The 19,814-nt window shown below is 48.6% G+C and carries 21 protein-coding genes; 8 read left to right on the forward strand and 13 right to left on the reverse strand.

The window, feature by feature from the left end; all coding sequences use genetic code 11:
- Positions 1-5 precede the first annotated feature (5 nt).
- The 6 genes from EGV91_RS07260 to gnd all read right to left on the reverse strand — a co-directional run bounded on the left by EGV91_RS07260 (position 6) and on the right by gnd (position 7,101).
- A complete protein-coding gene (locus EGV91_RS07260; RefSeq protein WP_135502143.1) occupies positions 6-620 on the reverse strand; it encodes a Type 1 glutamine amidotransferase-like domain-containing protein in 615 nt (204 codons plus the stop codon).
- A 20-nt stretch (positions 621-640) separates the two neighbouring features.
- On the reverse strand, positions 641-961 hold the full coding sequence (locus tag EGV91_RS07265; RefSeq protein ID WP_135502145.1) for a hypothetical protein: 321 nt from the start codon (positions 959-961) through the stop codon (positions 641-643).
- Positions 962-1,221: 260 nt separating this feature from the next.
- Positions 1,222-2,628 (reverse strand): tetratricopeptide repeat-containing diguanylate cyclase, encoded by a 1,407-nt coding sequence (locus EGV91_RS07270; RefSeq protein ID WP_135502147.1) that lies wholly within the window; start codon positions 2,626-2,628, stop codon positions 1,222-1,224.
- A 200-nt stretch (positions 2,629-2,828) separates the two neighbouring features.
- Positions 2,829-4,373: a gluconokinase gene (gene gntK / locus EGV91_RS07275; protein WP_135502149.1), complete on the reverse strand. Its 1,545-nt coding sequence runs from the start codon at positions 4,371-4,373 to the stop codon at positions 2,829-2,831.
- A gap of 462 nt (positions 4,374-4,835) precedes the next feature.
- Entirely contained in the window at positions 4,836-6,176 is a 1,341-nt protein-coding gene (locus EGV91_RS07280) for a GntT/GntP/DsdX family permease (protein ID WP_135502151.1), read from the reverse strand.
- A gap of 40 nt (positions 6,177-6,216) precedes the next feature.
- Positions 6,217-7,101 (reverse strand): phosphogluconate dehydrogenase (NAD(+)-dependent, decarboxylating), encoded by an 885-nt coding sequence (gene gnd, locus EGV91_RS07285; protein WP_135502208.1) that lies wholly within the window; start codon positions 7,099-7,101, stop codon positions 6,217-6,219.
- Positions 7,102-7,229: 128 nt separating this feature from the next.
- Between gnd and EGV91_RS07290 the strand changes: the two genes are divergently transcribed.
- Complete coding sequence (locus tag EGV91_RS07290) at positions 7,230-8,081, forward strand: MurR/RpiR family transcriptional regulator (RefSeq protein WP_135502153.1); 852 nt, start codon at positions 7,230-7,232, stop codon at positions 8,079-8,081.
- 67 nt (positions 8,082-8,148) lie between these two features.
- Here EGV91_RS07290 and EGV91_RS07295 read toward each other — a convergent pair whose 3' ends face one another.
- Entirely contained in the window at positions 8,149-8,511 is a 363-nt protein-coding gene (locus tag EGV91_RS07295) for a winged helix-turn-helix transcriptional regulator (protein ID WP_135502155.1), read from the reverse strand.
- 137 nt (positions 8,512-8,648) lie between these two features.
- Here EGV91_RS07295 and EGV91_RS07300 point away from each other — a divergent pair, with 137 nt between their 5' ends.
- On the forward strand, positions 8,649-9,878 hold the full coding sequence (locus tag EGV91_RS07300) for an MFS transporter (RefSeq protein ID WP_135502157.1): 1,230 nt from the start codon (positions 8,649-8,651) through the stop codon (positions 9,876-9,878).
- A gap of 55 nt (positions 9,879-9,933) precedes the next feature.
- On the opposite strand, the gene EGV91_RS07305 is transcribed toward EGV91_RS07300, so the two are convergent.
- Genes EGV91_RS07305 through EGV91_RS07320 form a run of 4 tightly spaced genes read right to left on the reverse strand, consistent with a single transcriptional unit; the run spans position 9,934 to position 12,331 of the window.
- Positions 9,934-10,152 carry a helix-hairpin-helix domain-containing protein gene (locus EGV91_RS07305; protein ID WP_241666134.1) on the reverse strand — a complete coding sequence of 73 codons (219 nt, stop codon included), beginning with the start codon at positions 10,150-10,152 and terminating at the stop codon, positions 9,934-9,936.
- Positions 10,153-10,157: 5 nt separating this feature from the next.
- Complete coding sequence (locus EGV91_RS07310) at positions 10,158-10,871, reverse strand: sulfite exporter TauE/SafE family protein (protein ID WP_135502159.1); 714 nt, start codon at positions 10,869-10,871, stop codon at positions 10,158-10,160.
- A gap of 59 nt (positions 10,872-10,930) precedes the next feature.
- Positions 10,931-11,515: a GNAT family N-acetyltransferase gene (locus tag EGV91_RS07315; protein WP_135502161.1), complete on the reverse strand. Its 585-nt coding sequence runs from the start codon at positions 11,513-11,515 to the stop codon at positions 10,931-10,933.
- 12 nt (positions 11,516-11,527) lie between these two features.
- Positions 11,528-12,331: a protein phosphatase 2C domain-containing protein gene (locus EGV91_RS07320; protein ID WP_135502163.1), complete on the reverse strand. Its 804-nt coding sequence runs from the start codon at positions 12,329-12,331 to the stop codon at positions 11,528-11,530.
- 188 nt (positions 12,332-12,519) lie between these two features.
- On the opposite strand from EGV91_RS07320, the gene EGV91_RS07325 reads away from it, so the two are divergent.
- A complete protein-coding gene (locus tag EGV91_RS07325) occupies positions 12,520-12,963 on the forward strand; it encodes a MarR family winged helix-turn-helix transcriptional regulator (protein WP_175580280.1) in 444 nt (147 codons plus the stop codon).
- A complete protein-coding gene (locus tag EGV91_RS07330; RefSeq protein WP_135502165.1) occupies positions 12,950-14,149 on the forward strand; it encodes an MFS transporter in 1,200 nt (399 codons plus the stop codon). The genes EGV91_RS07325 and EGV91_RS07330 overlap by 14 nt, the downstream gene beginning before the upstream one ends.
- A gap of 50 nt (positions 14,150-14,199) precedes the next feature.
- On the opposite strand, the gene EGV91_RS07335 is transcribed toward EGV91_RS07330, so the two are convergent.
- Complete coding sequence (locus EGV91_RS07335) at positions 14,200-14,616, reverse strand: cupin domain-containing protein (protein ID WP_135502167.1); 417 nt, start codon at positions 14,614-14,616, stop codon at positions 14,200-14,202.
- Positions 14,617-14,695: 79 nt separating this feature from the next.
- Complete coding sequence (locus EGV91_RS07340) at positions 14,696-15,745, reverse strand: NAD(P)/FAD-dependent oxidoreductase (protein ID WP_135502169.1); 1,050 nt, start codon at positions 15,743-15,745, stop codon at positions 14,696-14,698.
- Positions 15,746-15,871: 126 nt separating this feature from the next.
- Here EGV91_RS07340 and EGV91_RS07345 point away from each other — a divergent pair, with 126 nt between their 5' ends.
- From EGV91_RS07345 to EGV91_RS07360, 4 genes are all read left to right on the forward strand, one after another.
- Positions 15,872-16,663, forward strand: coding sequence for an ABC transporter ATP-binding protein (locus tag EGV91_RS07345; protein ID WP_135502171.1), 792 nt, complete (start codon positions 15,872-15,874; stop codon positions 16,661-16,663).
- Positions 16,664-16,669: 6 nt separating this feature from the next.
- Positions 16,670-17,587: an iron-hydroxamate ABC transporter substrate-binding protein gene (locus EGV91_RS07350; protein ID WP_135502173.1), complete on the forward strand. Its 918-nt coding sequence runs from the start codon at positions 16,670-16,672 to the stop codon at positions 17,585-17,587.
- A gap of 99 nt (positions 17,588-17,686) precedes the next feature.
- A complete protein-coding gene (locus EGV91_RS07355; protein ID WP_135502175.1) occupies positions 17,687-18,685 on the forward strand; it encodes a FecCD family ABC transporter permease in 999 nt (332 codons plus the stop codon).
- Positions 18,682-19,689 (forward strand): FecCD family ABC transporter permease, encoded by a 1,008-nt coding sequence (locus tag EGV91_RS07360; protein WP_135502177.1) that lies wholly within the window; start codon positions 18,682-18,684, stop codon positions 19,687-19,689. Before EGV91_RS07355 ends, EGV91_RS07360 begins: the two co-directional genes overlap by 4 nt.
- The last annotated feature ends 125 nt before the right edge of the window (positions 19,690-19,814 follow it).

A 19,814-nucleotide genomic window follows, 5' to 3' on the forward strand; every position in this document is an offset into this window, starting at 1 on the left:
AAAAATCACCTTTCTATCAACAGGACATCGCTGTCTGTCAGCCGTTCTACCTGCAGATTATGTGCCGCTTCGAATTCAGCAATCCGCTGTTCCACCGTTTTACCGGTACTGTCGGGGAATTTATCTTCCCGGCCGTAATGCGGGAAAATCGGCTTTGGAAAAATGCCCAATCCTTTTAAGTCTTTTAAGTTCACGGTATTCATCGAGGGTGTAAAGCAATTGACGATTTCGATATGGGGACCGAAAATCATGGCACCGGCGCTGACTCCTATGAAAACGGTATCGCGTTCCATCAGCTCTTCGATGACCGTCTCCGCCCCACTTTCCTTCAACTCGCGCAGCAAGCGGAAGGGATTGCCTCCACATATGTAAAACACATCGTATGCCAATAAATTCCGGGCATCTTCAAATTCGACGTCCAGAAAATCCACCGTCATAAGCCCCATCTCCAGAAAATCCTCTTTTGTTTTCACGGCGAATGGGTTTTTTTCCTTTTTCGAAGAAGCGGTTGTGATAATTGCTGCTTTTAGAACAGAAATCCGGCCGTCAATAAGCTGCAGAAAATCATCTTTTACCGATTTTGTAAAAAAACCTTTAGAAGTTAAAAAGATATGCGCCATCTGCGTCAGCCTTTCCCCGATTAATGTATTTCTGCTTCCGTGAGTGATTCATCAAGCTCTGTTGTCCGCTTCGGCTTGGCTGCGAAAAGCTGCAGTCCCATACTGGCGAGCGCCAGCAAAATCCCGGCTCCGAATAAGATACTGCCAAAAACAACAAAAACAAGCGTATTTGTTTCCATGATCAATTGATAAGTTTCTCCGTCTCCTATGCTGTCATACTGGCGATTCAACCATCCACTCGCGCGCGCCTGGCCAAAAGCCGTACTGGATAAACTCAGAGTGATGCCGGATACGACTAATAATACTGCTGTCCACCACATTGCATACAAACGCCCATCCATTTCCTCTTCCCCTCTCGATAAAACTGATGCCCGCTGAAATGAAAGCGGCAGAAAAATCCTCTCAAAAAGCCGGCATCAAAGCCGGCTCTATTCTTTCACACATCCAAACATGCCTGTATCCTGCGTATCGCGCTCAACTCTCTTAATATTAGCAGAAGCTCTCTCTAAATTAAATATGTTTTCTGATAAATTGAAGAGAAAGAAAACATCACGCTGAATTAAAGACGTGATGTGCTGGTGCAAGAGGCGGTATTCTGCCTTTACGCAAGGACAATTTGATTTTTCCCATTCTGCTTTGCTTTATATAGGCAAGTATCCGCCATGTGGAATAGCTCTTTAAAGCTCTTGACTTTGCCGTTCAAGTTATCGGAAATACCGATGCTGATAGTCAGCGGCTTAGTCGCTGCTTCGCCCTCAAATTCAATGGCGGCCAACGCCTGTTGGAGCTGCATCGCCTTTTTCTCGCCGATTTCCAGCGAACCTCCTTGGATCAAGATGACAAATTCATCGCCGCCATAGCGGCCGACCAAATCTTCTTCCCGGAACACTTTCGAACAGGCTTGGCTGACCAATTTGATGGCTTCATCTCCGAATAGATGGCCATTGTTGTCATTGATGGATTTGAAGTCATCAATGTCAAAAGCAAGGCATAATATTTTATCATGTGTCGCGGCTGCCTGCTTGAGCCATTTATTGGTCGTTATTTCTATGTAGCTGCGGTTATACAATCCTGTCAGGTAATCCGTATTTGCTTTTCGTTCGTACTCGACGATATTGTGCTTGATATCAAGCTTTAACGCGGCAAGCGCCAACTCGCTGTGATGGATTTCGTTGAGCAATTGGATATATTGCTTCTGGACGACGTAGCCCAATTGGATATCTTCCATCAACTCGCATAAACGACAGCGTTCTTTTTCGATGCTTTGCAATAATTGCATGTCCTTGTAGCTTTCTGCCAAGTCTTTGGCGGAAGTATATGCCGCAAAAGCTTCTTTATAACGCTTCTGCTCAGCATACCAAGCGCCCTGGATACTGTAGCATTGCGATTTTTCCGGCATAAAATCATCAAGCATCGGGTCATTAAGCAATTCATCGAGCGCTTTGCCCGATTCCTCGAAGTTTTCCAAACCGATTTGGGCTTTGATCACGTTCATCTTAATCCTCATCAACCGAATCGGCTTTAATGCCCCGCTTTGTGCAGCATAATCCAGCGCCTTGCCAGCAGCTTCCAATGCTTCGGCAAACCGCTGTTCCATCAAGTACACATGGCTCATATTGCCGTAGGCTACGCTGATGAGCTTATGCTTCTGTAATTGTTGGCCTGTCCGGATGGTTTTGCGCAAAGTTTCCTTTGCTCGCGGGTAGTCTTTCGTGTATTCATATAAGAGAAACAGCACATGATATAAATTTAAATGATCCGACTCGTCTCCTTGGTCTTCGCATACTTCCCTATAGGACTCAATGCATCTAAAGGCTTCTTCGATATCGCCAATAAAATAATAGGATGCGGCAATATTCAAGTAAGCCGCCAGCATGGCTTTCGAATCGCCGCTCCTCTTTGCCTGTTCCAGTAGAATATAGCCTTTTTCAATGGTTTCACGGTATTTCCCTTCAGCCCTTTTGTCGGATACTTCACGTTTTAAGAGCTCTAAGCTGCTATTCGACATAGCCCACACTTCCTATCTAAATTAAAAAAGAGTAGTTATTTTTATCTATTTGACTTTTCTTTAGTTTACCCTGAAAAGACATTTTATTAAAGTAGTTTATTGAAGTTTATTGGAAAAATTATTCCAGATTCCAATTAAAAAAAGCCCGCAGCCAGAAAAAGGCTGCGGGCTTTATGGCATAAAATTCAGGTTAAAGGCTATCAGTGTATGTGCTTGCGCTGGAAATCTGAGATGCTTTCGTATTCGTCTTTCAACAGCCGCGACAAGCGGATGTAAATGGGCAGAAGTTCACGATAAATTGCAGACGCTTCCGGGTCCGGAGAATGGGTATGCGTTTCCCCGATCATGTCAGACACGATACTGAAGTCTTCGATTTCACCGATTGCATACATGCCCAGCACAATCGCCCCAAGACAAGAGCTTTCAAAGCTTTCCGGGATGATGACAGGCTTGTCGAAAACATCTGCCATCAGCTGACGCCACATTTCAGAGCGTGCAAAGCCGCCCGATGCCTGGATGCGCACCGGCTCTCCCGTCAATTCTTCAACAGCGAGCAGGACCGTATAAAGATTGAAGACGATGCCTTCAAGCACGGCGCGGATCATATGCTGTTTCTTGTGGTGAATGCTCAATCCGAAAAATGAGCCGCGGGCATTGGCATCCCAGAGAGGAGCTCGCTCCCCTGTCAGGTATGGCAGGAACAACAAGCCATCAGCACCTGTATTGACGTTGGAAGCGATATTCGTCAGAACGTCGTATGGATCGATGCCAAGGCGTTTTGCCGTTTCCGTTTCAGAAGTGGCGAATTCATCCCGCAGCCAGCGCAGGACGATGCCGCCGTTATTGACCGGTCCGCCAACGACCCAATGGTCTTCTGTCAGGACGTAGCAGAACGTCCGCCCTTTCGGATCCGTTTTCGGCACCGGTGAAACTGTGCGGATGGCGCCGCTCGTACCGATTGTCACTGCGATGACACCCGGGTCAATGGCATTGACGCCGAGATTCGACAACACGCCGTCGCTTGCGCCGATGACAAAAGGTACATCTTGGCGGATGCCCATGAATGCTGCGTATTCTGCAGACAATCCCGTCTGCAGATGGGTTGTCGGAACCGGACGGGAAAGTTTTTCTGCTGTGACGCCGGCAACGCCGAGCGCTCCTTCATCCCAATCGAGATTCTGCAAATTGAACAAGCCGGTCGCAGAAGCGAGAGAATGGTCGATGACATAGTCGCCGAACAGTTTATGGAAGACGTATTCTTTGATGCCGATGAATTTCTCGGCTGCTTCAAAGATGGCTGGCTCGTCTTCTTTTAACCAAACAAGCTTGGCTAGGGGCGACATGGCGTGGATTGGCGTCCCCGTTCGCAAGTAAATTTCGTGGCCGTCCATTTCTTCTTTGATTTTTTTGGCATGCTGTGCGCTTCTGGTATCTGCCCAGGTAATGCTTTGCGTCAGCAATTCGCCGTTCTTGCCGATAGCGATCAGGCTATGCATCGCTGCACTGAACGATACCAGTGCCAGCGACTTGGCGGGAATCGCGCTTTTGCGCAGCGTCTCCCGCACAGACGTCAGCACCGCGCGGAAAATTTCTTCCGGGTCCTGCTCGGCGATAAGCTGGTTCGGTGTATGGAGCGGGTACAGGACCGTTTCGCATTCCACGACTGTGCCTTTTTTATCGAACAGCACAGCTTTTGTTGATGTTGTTCCAATATCTACACCCAAATAATACGATTGATCAGGCATGCTAGCCCTCCTTTAGATACAAGAAAAAGAAAAAGGAGTTGGTCCTTTTTCTTTTTCTTTTTTTTCAAGTTGTTGAGATGTTCAACTTTTCATTCCGTTCCAGGCGGACGCTTTCCGCGGGGCGAGCGCCGAGCCTCCCTTGTTGCAAAAACCGTTGCTCCTGCAGCGCTATGCGCTTCGTCGCAAACAAGTTGGTCAAAACCCTTTTGCCCAACTTGTTCGCCGCCTTCCACTTCATTCAAAGATATTCCCTAAACATACAGTCACTTCTTTTACCGAAGAACCAAAAAGACACACTGTCTAAGGTTTCTTTTGGTTCTCAAGGTATGGAGCAAAATAGCTCCGACTCCCCAGAGAGCAGTGAATCGATACAGGAGCATATGTTTTAGCAGGACTGTTTTACAGAATATCAGATTCATATCTATCTTACCATTTAAGTGTAATTTAGCTTTCTCCGTTTTATTAGATAAAGAAGCTGATGATCAAGACTACGATGAAACCTGTGAGGCCGATGATGGTTTCCATGACCGTCCAGGATCTTAAGGTGTCTTTGACGTCCATGCCGAAGTAGCGGTTGACCAGCCAGAAGCCGGAGTCGTTGACGTGTGACAGGACGGTTGCCCCTGAAGCGATAGCGATAACGATCAGGCCGAGCGCCGGTCCTGTCATGCCGACCATTTCGAGCAGCGGCGTGATCAGGCCAGCAGCGGTTACCATGGCAACAGTTGCTGAACCTTGTGCGACGCGGACAGCTGTCGCGATGAGGAATGCCAGTACGATCGGCGGCAATGCCGAGTCGCCCATCATTTCTCCCAATACTTCCCCGACGCCAGAGTCGATCAACACTTGCTTGAAGACACCGCCGGCGCCCGTTACAAGGATGATGATGCCGGCAGGTTCAAGCGCTTTTGTTGCAATATCCTGTACTTCTTGGCGCGAGTAGCCGCGTTTTGTGCCGAGCAAGTAGAATGTCAGCAATGTCGCAATTGTCAACGCAACGAACGGATGTCCAAGAAAGACGAAGATGTCGCGTGCCATATTGCCTTCTTCAAGCAGCACCGATGAAACTGTGTTCAATAAAATCAATACAAGCGGGATAAGGATCAATGATGTGATCATGCCGAAGCTCGGAAGATCCTTGTCGTATTCGCGTTCTTCAATTTCCATATAATCCGGAATTTCAAGGTGGATCTTTTTGCCGATGTAGCGGCCGAATACAGGACCTGCTAAGATCATGGCTGGTATCCCTGCAAGTGTACCAAATAAGATGACCCAGCCGAGTTCAGCATTTACCAGCTGAGCGACCGCAATCGGCCCTGGTGTCGGCGGGATGAAACTATGTGTTACGGCAAGACCAGCTAAAAGCGGAATCCCGTAATGCAAAAGCGATTTGCCTGTTTTACGCGCTAAGCCGTAGACGATTGGCACCAAAATGATGAAACCGACATCGAAGAATACCGGAATAGCTACGATAAAGCCGGTGATGCCAAGCGCCCATTGCGCTTTGTCTTCGCCGAATTTATTGATCATCGTCGCAGCCAAACGTTCTGCTCCGCCCGATACTTCAAGCATTTTTCCGAACATCGCGCCGAGTCCGACGACGACCGCGACAAAGCCTAATGTGCCGCCCATTCCGTTTTGAATCGAAGTGATAACTTCACCCAGCGGCATTCCCGCGGCGATACCAACCAGTAAACTGACGAGCAAAAGTGCGACGAACGCGTGCAATTTCGTGCGGATTACCAAAAACAATAATAGAAAAATACCGGCAAGCGCCACCATGATCAATGTTGAACCTGACATTTCGTTTCCCCCTTAATATACATCCTCAAAAAATTTCATGTTATTTCTTTTCGACCGCGTGCCCGCCGAATTCATTGCGCAACGCAGCTACGACTTTCCCTGTGAACGTGTCATCTTCAAGTGAACGGTAGCGCATCATCAATGACAGCGTGATGACCGGTGCCGGAACATTCAGGTCAAGCGCCGTTTCCACTGTCCATTTGCCTTCGCCGGATGAATTCATCACGCCGCGGATGCCTTCCAATTTCTCGTCTTTCGAGAAAGCATTTTGCGTAAGCCCCATGAGGTAAGAGCGGATGATGGAACCGTTGTTCCAGACGCCCGCCACTTTTTCGTAGTCAAAGTCGAATTTGCTTTTGTTGAGGATTTCGAATCCTTCCGCAATCGACTGCATCATGCCGTACTCGATGCCGTTGTGGACCATTTTCAAGAAATGTCCGCTTCCCGCTTCACCTGTGTACAGATAGCCATCTTCCACTGAAATGCCTTGGAATAACGGTTCGATGTCTTTGAACTTCTCAGCGTCGCCGCCGATCATCGAACAGATGCCGTTGCGTGCGCCTTCCGTGCCGCCGCTTGTGCCGCAGTCGAATAAGAAGATGCCCTTTGCTTTCAATTCTTCCGCCCGGCGCACACTGTCTTTATAATTCGAGTTGCCGCCGTCAATAATCGAATCGCCGGTTTCCAACAATCCAGCCACTTCCGACATGACCGATTCCGTAATTTCTCCAGCCGGCACCATCAGCCAAACTGTGCGGGGCGCCGAAAGCTCGCTAACCAGTTCTTTAATTGATGAAACCTTCGTGAAACCGCTTTCTTCAATTACCGCATGGCTGTCATAGCCGACGACTTCATGGCCGTGGTCCGCTAGGTTCAATGCAAGATTCAAGCCCATTTTACCAAGTCCGATAACTCCGATTTGCATCATACAACCTCCTGTTTGAAAAAAGAATATTTTTCCGTAATAAGTTTATTGTATCAAATATTTTTCCGTACGCAACATGTTATTCTATAATTAAGAGAAATATCTGACACAGAAATGAGGGGCGCTTGATGAAAGAGCAGCAATTTGCGCTGGCAGCTATCCGGGGAAGCTACCAGCGATTCAGTGATAAAGAGAAGAAAATCGCCGATTATGTGTTGAACGACCCCAAAAACATCATTCACCTGACAATTAATCAGATTGCGGATGAACTCGGTCTGGCGGAATCGACCATTTTCCGTTTCTGCCAGCGTATCGGCTTTAAAGGCTTCCAGGCTTTCAAGATTTCACTTGCCGCCGAAGTTGTTGCACCGTTGAAAGATATCCATGAACAGATTGAAGAAGGCGACAGCGTGCGCAGCGTCACCGAAAAGGTATTCCGCTCCAATATCAACACGCTCGAAGAAACGCTGCAGATTGTTGATGCCGCAGCTATGGAACGCGCCGTACAGGCCATTATGAAAGCCCGCAAAACTGAGTTTTTCGGCAGCGGCGGCTCTGCCATGATTGCCATGGACGGCTACCACAAATTCATCCGCCTCGGGCTGCTTGTATCGATGAATTTGGATTCCCATATGCAGCTGATGGCGGCTTCGCAATTGCAAAAAGGCGATGTCGCGATCGTCATTTCGCATTCCGGCTCTACGACCGATGTGCTTGATATTCTGCGTGTGCTGAAAGAAAAAGACGTCACAATCATCTGTGTGACGAATTTCGCAAAATCACCTCTTTCAAAGGATGCCGATATCGCCCTTTATACCATTTCGGAGGAAACCGACTTCCGTTCAGAAGCGCTTTCTTCCCGCATCGCGCAGCTCAGCTTGATCGATGCCCTTTATACGAACTTGATGATCGCCCGCGGAGACGAAGGCAAAAGTGCATTGCAGGATATGCGTGAAGCGATTTCGCAGAAACGCTTATAAGAAAAAGAGCCAGCTCCCCAAATTATGGGGTGCTGGCTCTTTTTCCGTATTTTATATGGCGCTTATTTCAATGATCATTCAAGACGCCTTCTTCTAAAACCTCGAATTTATCACCGTAGACTTTTTCGATATGCATCTCGCCCCAATTGCACAGTGAATCCAGGATTCCCTGCAGGCTCCAGCCGTACTCGCTCAGTTCGTATTCGACTTTCGGCGGTACTTGGTTATAGACGATGCGGTTGATGACTCCATCCGTTTCCAATTCACGCAATTGCTGCGTCAGCATTTTTTGCGTGATGTTCGGCATCAGCCGGCGCAATTCGCTCGTCCGTTTCGTGCCGTGCGTCAAATGGCAGAGAATCACCGTTTTCCACTTGCCTCCGATCACTTCCAATGTCGCTTCCACTGAGATATTGTACTTCTTCGCCATATCGATCCGTCCTTTCATAGGCACTAAAAAGTATCTATAGCACTTTAAAGTACGTACTTCCTTTTACAAACTCCATATCTCATAATAACATTTATCGAACAAAATGAATCGATATTAAATTTATTGGAGGAGAAAAAATGTCTTTAAATAAAAGAAGAAGTAATTTCGCATTATTGGCGTTAGCCCTTAGTGCATTCGCGATCGGCACGACTGAGTTTATCAGTGTCGGCTTGCTGCCGATGATTGCGGCGGATTTGGGGATCTCTGTCACCACCGCCGGATTGACGGTTTCCTTGTACGCACTTGGCGTGATGGTCGGAGCACCCGTGCTGACCTCTTTGACATCGAATATGCCCCGGAAAACCTTGTTGCTGTGGATCATGGTCGTCTTCATCATCGGCAACCTCATTGCGGCAACTGCCTCGACGGTCACTGTTCTTCTAGCTGCCCGTGTGGTTTCTGCCTTGGCACATGGCGTCTTTATGGCGATCGGCGCAACCATTGCCGCGGATCTGGTACCGGAAAACAAACGGGCAAGCGCAATTGCAATGATGTTCACCGGCTTGACGGTAGCGACGGTCACCGGTGTTCCCTTCGGCACATTCCTTGGCCAGCAATTCGGCTGGCGCATCGCGTTCATGGCCATTGTCGTAATCGGAATCATCGCATTTATCGGCAATAGCGTGCTGGTGCCTGCTGACTTGAAAAAAGCGGCGCGCACGACATTCCGCGACCAAGCCAAACTGGTGACGAACGGGCGGCTGCTGCTGGTATTCGCCATCACAGCTCTTGGCTACGGCGGAACATTCGTCGTCTTCACGTACCTGTCCCCGCTGCTGCAGGAAGTCACAGGCTTTAAAGCGGGCACGGTGACGCTCATCCTGCTCGGCTACGGCATCGCCATTGCTGCCGGCAATACGATCGGCGGCAAGCTGGCAAACCGCAATCCGATCAAAGCGTTGTTTTACATGTTCTTGATCCAGGCCGTCATTTTGCTGGTACTGGCATTTACAGCACCTTTCAAAATTGCCGGTTTGATTACCATTCTGTTAATGGGTCTGTTCGCATTCATGAATGTTCCGGGGCTGCAGGTGTATGCGGTCATGCTTGCGGAACGCTACGTGCCGAGTGCCGTTGATACGGCTTCCGCCATCAATATCGCCGCATTCAATGCCGGGATTGCCATCGGCGCCGTACTCGGCGGAATGGTCGCAGACTCGATCGGCCTTATCCACACTTCATGGGTAGGCGCCATCATGGTCTTCGGCGCCGTACTGCTGAGCGCATGGAGCCGCTCGCTGGAACATAAAGCACAGCCCAAGCAGGCTGGAGTTCAGGAAACAGCAATAAACGAAGCCATATTATAGAAGAAAGCCATTCCGAAATCGATTGATTTCGGAATGGCTTTTTATGTGCAATCTATCAAGATTTAAAACGCAAGCCTTGTTCTGCAAGTGCTTGGCGCAGGATGCCCAATGCTTTCGGACCGAAGCCATGCAAATCAAGCAGCTCCTGCTCAGTGGCTGTAGCCAGGTCCTGCAGCTGCTGATAGCCTGCAGCCAAAAGTGCACGCTGCGCCGGTTTGCCGATGCTCTTTGGAAAATCTTCTTCATCTGAAGGTTTTTTCGCCGTTGGAATCACCTCTATTATAAGTTATCGAACAGCAAGAACAGCCCGGTAAACAGCAAGATTCCATAAGTAACAAAACGGAATGTACGCTGGTCAATCCGCTTGAATAAAAGCTGTCCTAAATACAGGCCGGCCAACACGAGCGGAATCGCCAAGCCGCTTGCTGTCCAAATAGTTTTGCTTGTACCGGAAAAGATGATTTGCAGCATTAAACTTATAGAATAGATGAACAGATAGAACGCGAGCGTTGTTGCCCGCAGTTTTTCCTTGTTTGTGTTCGTACCCGAAAAATACAGCAAGAGCGGCGGCCCTGGCATGCCGATGCTTGTCGTCAAACTTCCCGACAATCCACCGAAAAACGCGTCTCGCCTTTTCGTCTGTTTTATCCGGAACGAAAAGATCAACAGCACCGTCAACAATAAAATGATAAGGCTGATTGCTAATTTCAATTTTTCCAAATCAGCCGACAGGAATATGGCAATTCCTACTGGCATGCCGGCGACGCTTCCCGCAATCAGCCTTTTCAAAACGGCCATGTCGATGTCTAACCGGATTTTAAAAATCAATGCCCCTGATATGACAAGCGAAAGAATCAAATTGATCTGGATCGCTTCGGCTACGTTGAAAAGCAGCAGAAGAAACGGCGTCGCCAATATCGAGAAGCCAAACCCTGTGCTGGTCTGCAATACCGAAGCTCCCAGAATGATCGCGACAAATAGAACAATTTCCACAAGAGCACCTGCTTTTCAGAAAGACCTAATCCCGATTTTATCACACTTGGACTTCCGCTTTAAAACGCTCTTTTCCGCTCCTGTAAGAATTCACTTTTAAGCAATGAATACATGGCAAGGTCCACGAATTCGTCCTTCATCTTAAAATGCTGCCGGGCAACACCTTCGAAAGACATGCCCATTTTTTCAAGAACAGTGCGTGACTGAGCATTTTCAAGCAGTATAGAGGCTTCCACCTTATTAAGGTCCATTTTGTTAAAACCAAATGCTATTAAAGCTCTTGCTGCTTCCGGCATAAAGCCCATTCCCCAATAGTCGCGCGACAGCGCATAAGCAATTTCTGCCCTTCCATGCTTCGGCAGCCACTTGACGAAATCGATGGTACCTATCATTTTGCGGGTTTCCTTTAATTCAATGGCCCACGTCAATTTCTGTTGGTTTTCATAAGCTTCCATGATAAATGTGAGGAATTCATTCGTTTCTTCTATTGTATTATGCGCTTCCCAAGGCATAAAACGCGGCACCGCTGGATCAGATGCGTATTCAAAGAGATCGGCTGCATCTTCCCTCTCCAATTTGCGCAAAACAAGCCGCTCTGTCTCAATAACCGGAATTTCACTGTATATTTTCCGCTTTAAATCCATGTGATTATCCTCCTACAAATTACTCGGCATTGCAGCGGCTTCTTTGGCGATTATTTCCCAGGAAATAATCGTCGTGCTGTCTCGCACACCGTGTTGCTGTATATTCTTCAGCATTTCTTCAACGCCGCCACGCCCCGGCTTCGAAGCATATATGCTTGCCGGTTCGGCATAAACCCCTCCCGGACATTCCACCAAGCCATCTGTCGTTAACAATAGCCGGTTCACGCCTTGCCGCAACTCTCTCGTACCGGAAGAGTAGCATGGTACCGGCTGCTCAAACGTATTCACTTCGCCGATCCATTCATAGAACTGGCGTTGGTTCAGCTGGTATTGCCCAAAAGCCTTCAATTCCGGATGGAATAAATACAAGAGGCAGTCTCCAACCGAAAACCACCAGACATATTTCCCTTTGCGCACTGCAATCAGACAAGCAGTTTCCCCTTGCACCCTCCGGCACGCCTCCAAGAACGTTTCTTCTTGAAACATTTCAAGCACCTTGTGCTCCAAGTTCCGGAAAAATTCCTTATCCATCGATTGGCCGAGCAAAAACCTCACTTCTTGTTCATACGCTTCCACTTGCACCAGCACAGCCTCTGCACTTTCCGCCGAATTATGGGCATCCAGTAACATTATAAATTCCCATCCTTGTGCGCTGTCTTGCCAAATGAGGCAGGCATCTTCGTTTTTGTATTGCCCGGCCGAAGAATTGCCGCCGAAACGCCCCAGCACCACGCCATCTATTGCCTGAATGTCGAGACGATCCACGAAATGGCTGTCGCTGCCGACCCAGCGGAACTTCGAATCTATTTTTTCCATCACCGCGCCCCGCCTTTCTTATTTACTAAATTATAATAGAACCTTCATTGAATTGGAACATTTTCCCTTATCAATCGTTGCACATTTTCAGTAGAAAATCATAGACAATCCTATTTTTTTGCTTTATCATCTAATAGTTACCTTAGCTAACCATTAGTTTCTCGAATTAATAAGCCAGGAGGCATTACATGAAAGCTTCTCAAGAATTTTTCCAGCAATTCATGCTGTTATATCGATCTTTTGAACACCACTTGAACGATGTCCTGGGCAATTATGGGCTATACCGCGCCCAATGGTCGATTCTCCATTATTTGGCCAATAACGGATCGGCCACGCTGGTCGAACTCGCCCAATATTTGCGCGTCGAAAAACCGACAATTACACGCACCATCAGCCGCTTGGAGAACATCGGCTACCTGTCCCATATTCCGGGCAAAGACCGCCGGGAAAAACGGATCGAAATGAGTGAAACTGGCTACATCTTGTACGCAGAAGTGCGAATAGCCGTAGATGCGCTCGAAGAGGACATTCTTTCCGGCGTCTCTGAAGAACAGCAGCAGCAAACCACCCGCATCATGAAAGGGATTCGCCACCAATTAACCAGTAAGGAGCATACAAATGAACAAAAATAGAGCCCCCTTGTGGACGAAGGATTTTATCCTGACATCGTCCGTCAACTTTTTTCTAGTCTTTGTCTTTTATTTATTAATGGTTACCATCGCCGTCTATGCAGTACAAGAATTCGACGCTTCCAATAGCGAGGCTGGCCTCGTCACCGGCATTTTCATTATAGGTGTATTAACTGGAAGAATTTTTATGGGGCGTGCACTTGACCGCATTGGCCGCAAAAAAACGATGGTTCTCGGACTCACTTTGTTTACCTTGACGACGCTTTTCTATTTTGTAGACTTTGGGCTTCCATTCCTTTTGTCTACGCGTTTTCTGCACGGCATAACGCTGGGAATTGCCAGCACCGCTGCAGGCACGATTATCGCTCAAATCATTCCGATGTCGAGAAAAGGCGAAGGAATCGGCTATTTCAGCCTTAGTACGACGCTTGCCACCGCCATCGGCCCATTTATCGGGCTTTATATGTCACAGAATTCAACCTTCGGTATGATCTTTACGCTTTGCCTGATCTTCGGAATCATCAGCTTGCTTATTTCATTGCTGGTGACAGTTCCACCGGTTGAAGCACCACCGAACAGTAACGAAGTGAAAGGGTTCAAGGTTTCCGATTACGTCGAACCCAAGGCAGTTCCGATTGCGGTCATCACATTGCTCGCAGGATTCTGCTACGCCAGCGTCTTGTCTTTCATCAGCTTTTACGCCGACTTCCGCGATCTCGTTGAAGCGGCCACGTTCTTCTTTCTTGTCTACTCCGTCGCTATCCTTTTTTCACGGCCATTTACTGGCCGCTTGATGGATGTAAAAGGGGCCAATTACGTGATGTACCCAGCTATCGCCATTTTTGCAGTCGGTCTGCTATTGTTGAGCACAGCACAAAACAGCTTCACGTTCCTGCTGGCAGGCTTCCTGATTGGCCTCGGCTTCGGCAATATTCAGTCCACTACCCAAGCGGTCGCAGTAAAATTGACGCCGTCGCATCGCATGGGGCTCGCAACATCGACATTCTTCATCTTTATGGACGCCGGACTCGGCTTCGGCCCTTACCTGCTCGGATTTATCATTTCGGTTACAGGCTATAGCCAGCTGTATGCGATTCTCAGCGTTGTCGCTGCTGCTTTACTGCTCATGTATTATCTATTGCACGGCAGAAAAGAACGCCGCGCCAACCGCACAGCAACAACTGCATAATAGGAAAAGGGCATCCTCGGATTGAGGATGCCCTTTGTTGTTCCTTATTTTTATTCTTCTTCCGCTTCTGCAGCTTCCGCTTCGGCTTTTGTCTTGTGGACAGTGCCCGCTTCATGCTCAGGCGGCGCGTAAATTGAATAAATCTTCAACGGCTCATCGCCGGTATTCGTTACGTTATGATATTTTCCAGCTGGAATCATGATGGCGTAATCATCTTCGGCATTTTCTTCGAACGTCAGGTTGTCTTCGCTGTCGCCCATCTGCACGAAACCTTTGCCGTCTTCAATGCGCAGGAATTGGTCGCCTTCGTGTTTTTCCAAGCCGATGTCGTCGCCCGGTTCGACGCTCATCAAAGTCACTTGCAGGTTTTCACCTGTCCATATCGTTGTACGGAAATTGCTGTTTTCTTTTGTTGCGTCTTCGATATTCAATACATACGGTTCTTTTCCATGATCTTTAAAATCCATTTAGAATTCCTCCTTTGAATTTTCCTCGACATCTGTAATATACCTTCAAATGCCCCCATTCAAACAAGAGGTTTCTGGATCACGTGATCAATTGCTTCACCAATTCCTTGTTGCGTTCTTTGAATACTTCATTATGTGAAGACACCATGGCAATGCCATTGGCGTCCGGCTGGATAAATTGCTTTGCTTTGTTCACTGCGTTTGCGGCATCCTGGAAAGTACCCGCAATCAGATTCAGCTTGCCTGGATGCTGCAGGATATCGCCCGCTGCAAAAAGCCCCGGCACCGTCGATTCGCTGTTCGCATTGCCTGAGATGTAATAGCCGTCGGCAATGTCGATTGGCAAGTCGCTTGCTTCGAGCAATGTCGCGTCCCGCTCATAGCCATGGTTGATGATGATTTCATCAACAGGTTCGAGATGCGTCTCTCCCGTCAATTGATGGGTCAATTCAACCGACTCCACCACATCGCGCTCATCTGACGCAATAAGTTTCGTAATGGCTGTATTAAGGAAGCAATGGACTTTACTGTTCATCAGCTGGGAAACTTGCGCTTCGTGCCCTGCCAATTCCCCTTTGCGGTAAGTCACCATGACTTTGCCGGCAATCGGTTCCAGTTCGTTGGCCCAGTCGATGGCTGAATTGCCGCCTCCTGAAATCATCACCGTTTTCCCTTTAAAACGTTCGATCGATTTCACCGTATAATTCAGGTTCGATACTTCAAAGCGATCAGCACCTTCAATTTCCAGCTTTTGCGGATTCAAGATGCCGCCCCCCACTGCTACAATCACCGTTTTCGACAGATGCACCTGTCCCGAAGAGCCCTCAAGTTCAAAATGGCCATTTTGGCTGCGCCCGATTTTTTCGACTTTCTCATTGAGAACCACTTCCGGCTTGAATGTCAGGCCTTGCGCCACCAATTGCTCAATAAGCTTTTCGCCTTGGATTGGCGTCTGGCCCCCGACATCCCAAATCATTTTTTCCGGATAGACATGGAGTTTTCCGCCAAGCTGCGGCTGGAACTCAATCAGTTTCACCTTCATTTCACGTAGTCCACTATAAAATGCCGAATAAAGTCCCGCCGGACCACCACCGATGATTGTGACGTCGAATATCTCTGCATTAACCATTTTGACACACCTGCTCCCGATTTTTAATTGACAATGATTCTCATTAGTTTTATAGTTATTATTGTACTGAAAACGATTATCATTATCAACATATATACATAAATATTATTGAAAGGAGGAATATGCATGGTGCGCCTGTCCGCAGAGAATCTGGACATCAGCTACGGGGAACGGAAAATCGTCAAAAACCTGTCGCTGCAGATTCCAGACAAGAAAATCACGACGATTATCGGTTCCAACGGCTGCGGAAAATCCACGCTGCTGAAAGCGCTGACCCGCGTCATCCCCCATCAGGGCGGTTCGATTGTGCTCGACGGGGAAGAAATCGCCAAAGAAAACACAAAGCTGCTCGCCAGAAAAATGGCGATTCTTCCGCAGACACCGGAAAGCGCGCCAGGCCTGACAGTCGGTGAACTGGTTTCTTATGGCCGCTTCCCTTACCAAAAAGGCTTTGGACGCTTGACAGCGAAAGACTATGAAATCATCAATTGGGCGCTTGATGTCACCGGCACGCAATTTTTCAAATACCACCCGGTCGACGCTTTGTCCGGCGGCCAGCGCCAGCGCGTGTGGATTGCCATGGCGCTCGCCCAGGAAACCGAAATGATTTTTCTGGATGAGCCGACCACTTATCTGGACATGGCGCATCAGCTCGAAATCCTCGAATTGTTGCAAAAACTCAATCAAGATCAACATCGCACAATCGTCATGGTGCTCCATGATTTGAACCAAGCGTCACGTTTCGCCGACCACATCATTGCGATGAAAAGCGGTGAAATTGTTAAATCCGGCACCAGCCAAGAAGTGATTACACCGGAAGTACTGAAAACCGTGTTCCGCATCGACGCGGACATCGGCATCGATCCAAGAACGCAAAAACCAATCTGCATCACTTATAACTTAATCAAAGGAGCTTGACCCACTATGAAGAAGCTATCCCTATTCCTTGTTTTACTGGCAGCATTGCTGCTTGCTGCATGCAATTCCGATTCCGAAACTGCTGAGCCTGCTGAAACATCCGGCTCATCCGATACGATTACATACGAATCCGAAAGCGGTCCCGTGGAAGTCCCGGCAGACCCGCAGCGCGTCTTGGTGCTGTCTACTTATGCAGGAAATGTCATGGCACTTGATGTCCCGCTTGTAGGCGTTGATGCTTGGTCAAAAGCGAACCCTCGTTTTGAAGAAGAATTGCAAGGCGTTGAAGAAGTGACAGAAGATAATTTAGAAAAAATCATCGAATTGGAGCCGGATTTGATCATCGGCCTTTCAACCATCAAGAACATCGACAAATTGAAGGAAATCGCACCAACCGTGACGTATACTTACGGCCAAGTCGATTACCTGACACAGCATTTGGAAATCGGTAAATTAGTGAACAAAGAACAAGAAGCACAAACATGGATTGACGATTTCAAAACGCGCGCACAACAAGCTGGCGATGACATCCGTGCTGAAATCGGCGAAGACGCAACTGTCTCGGTCATCGAAAACTTCGACAAGCAATTGTATGTTTTCGGCGATAACTGGGGCCGCGGAACCGAAATCCTTTACCAGGAAATGAAATTGAAAATGCCTGCTAAAGTGGAAGAAATGGCGTTGAAAGACGGCTTCTACGCTTTGTCGCAAGAAGTGCTTCCTGAATACATGGGCGATTACGTCATCTTCAGCAAAGACAGCGAACAAGACAACTCTTTCCAAGAAACAGATGTTTATAAAAATACACCAGCCGTCAAAAATGGCCAGGTTTTTGAAGCCAATGCCAAAGAATTCTATTTCAACGATCCGATCTCATTGGATTACCAATTGGAATTCTTCAAGGAACACTTCCTGAAACAATAACGCTGCGAGAGGAATTCCTGACAACAGGGATTCCTCTTTGGTGTTCAAACACAGACATGCACCACTAAATCTTAGCCTATATAGAAAAGATGATGCCTTATGCCAAACCAAACTTCATTTTTCATAAAAATAGCTGCAGGCGCAGTAGCTTTTGCCGCTATGTTCGTCATTTCCATCGCTTTCGGGGCTGCCGATATCAGCTTGAAAGACACGGCGCTGGCACTGTTTTCCAACGCGTCGAACGACGCCATTTCGGTGATCCGTGAAATCCGGCTGCCGCGGGAACTGGCCGCTGTCCTAGTCGGCGCAGCACTTGCGGTGTCCGGAGCTATCATGCAAGGCATGACGCGCAATCCGTTAGCGGATCCCGGATTGCTCGGCTTGACTGCCGGCGCAAACGCTGCGCTTGCCATTACTTTGGCGTTCATCCCAGCAGCCAATTATTTCGGCATCATGATTGCCTGCTTTATCGGCGCTGCCGTTGGTGCAGCGCTCGTATTCGGGCTCGGTTCGGTCAAACGAGGCGGCTTTTCGCCGTTTCGCATCGTCTTGGCGGGTGCCGCCATTTCCGCTTTCTTGAGCGCATTGGCAGAAGGCATCGGCATTTACTTCAAGATTTCAAAAGACGTTTCGATGTGGACTGCCGGCGGCTTGATCGGCACGACGTGGGGGCAGCTAAAAGTGATTTCCCCTTTTATCGCCGTGTCGCTGGTCATCGCTTTGCTGCTCGCGCGTCAATTGTCGATCCTCAGCTTAAGCGAGGAAGCAGCGATCGGCCTTGGCCAAAAAACGATGCAGACGAAAGCTCTCTTATTCGTTGCCATTACCATGCTTGCCGGTGCTGCCGTAGCGCTTGCCGGCAATATGGCTTTTGTCGGCCTGTTGGTGCCGCATATCGTGCGCGCCATTGTCGGCGTCGATTACCGCCACATCATTCCCATGTCCGCTATTGCCGGAGCGATTTTCATGCTCTTCGCAGATTTGCTCGGCAGAACGATCAATGCACCGTTCGAAACACCGGTGGCGGCGATTGTCGCCATGCTGGGCTTGCCTTTCTTCCTGCTTATTGTGCGTAAAGGAGGAGGAGCGTTCACATGATCCAGGCTGCTTTAGTAAAAAAACAGCGGCGCTTTTTTTACGCGTTCGCACTGCTGATTGCCGCAACCGTAGTGGTAAGCCTCGGTTCGGGCTATTCGTCCCTATCCTATGACCGCCTGTTCGCGACGTTTATCGGCCAAGGCACATTCAAAGAAGATTTTGTGCTGTATTCCATCCGCATGCCGCGCATTGCCATCACCCTATTGGCCGGCATGGCGCTTGCGCTCGCCGGCGCGATTCTGCAAAGCATCACGCGCAATGATTTGGCGGATCCGGGCATCATCGGCATCAATTCGGGAGCCGGTGTGGCGATTGCCGTGTTCTTCTTGTTCATGCCGGTTGATCCGGGTTTGTTCGTCTACTTGCTGCCGGCTGTCGCTTTTGCAGGCGCATTTTTGACCGCGCTGCTGATTTACGCGTTTTCCTATAATAAAGCAACGGGCCTTCAGCCCATCCGCCTCGTATTGGTCGGCATCGGCTTTTCGATGGCTTTGTCGGGAATTATGATCGTCTTGATTTCTTCCGCTGAACGCGAAAAAGTGGATTTCATCGCCAATTGGCTGGCCGGCAATATCTGGGGCACTGACTGGCCGTTCGTGCTCGCCATCCTGCCTTGGCTGCTGGTGCTCATTCCGTTCACGCTGTACAAGGCAAACCGCCTGAACATGCTGAATTTGAGCGAACCGGTGGCGGTCGGGCTCGGCGTATCCATTGAAAAAGAACGCCTTACTTTGCTGATGACCGCTGTTGCATTAGCGGCCGCTGCGGTTTCCGTGACCGGCGGCATCGCCTTTATCGGATTGATGGCACCGCATATCGCAAAATCGCTTGTCGGTCCGCGCCACCAATTATTTTTGCCGCTTGCCATTCTAATCGGCGGCTGGCTGCTGCTGCTCGCGGACACGCTTGGCAGGAATATGCTTGAACCTTCAGGCATTCCAGCCGGCATCATGGCCGCATTGATCGGTGCGCCTTATTTCATGTACTTGCTGATGAAAAAATAACACCCTTAGGAGAAGAGACTCTTTTCCCGAGGGTGTTATTTCTTTTCAGGGGGCTTCAGTGCAAGACTCCTTATCTAAATGCCAACAGAAAAAGCTTCCGAGACCTGTGTCCCGGAAGCTTTTGA

It is taken from the genome of Planococcus koreensis (genome assembly GCF_004761975.1).
Classification (GTDB): domain Bacteria; phylum Bacillota; class Bacilli; order Bacillales_A; family Planococcaceae; genus Planococcus; species Planococcus koreensis.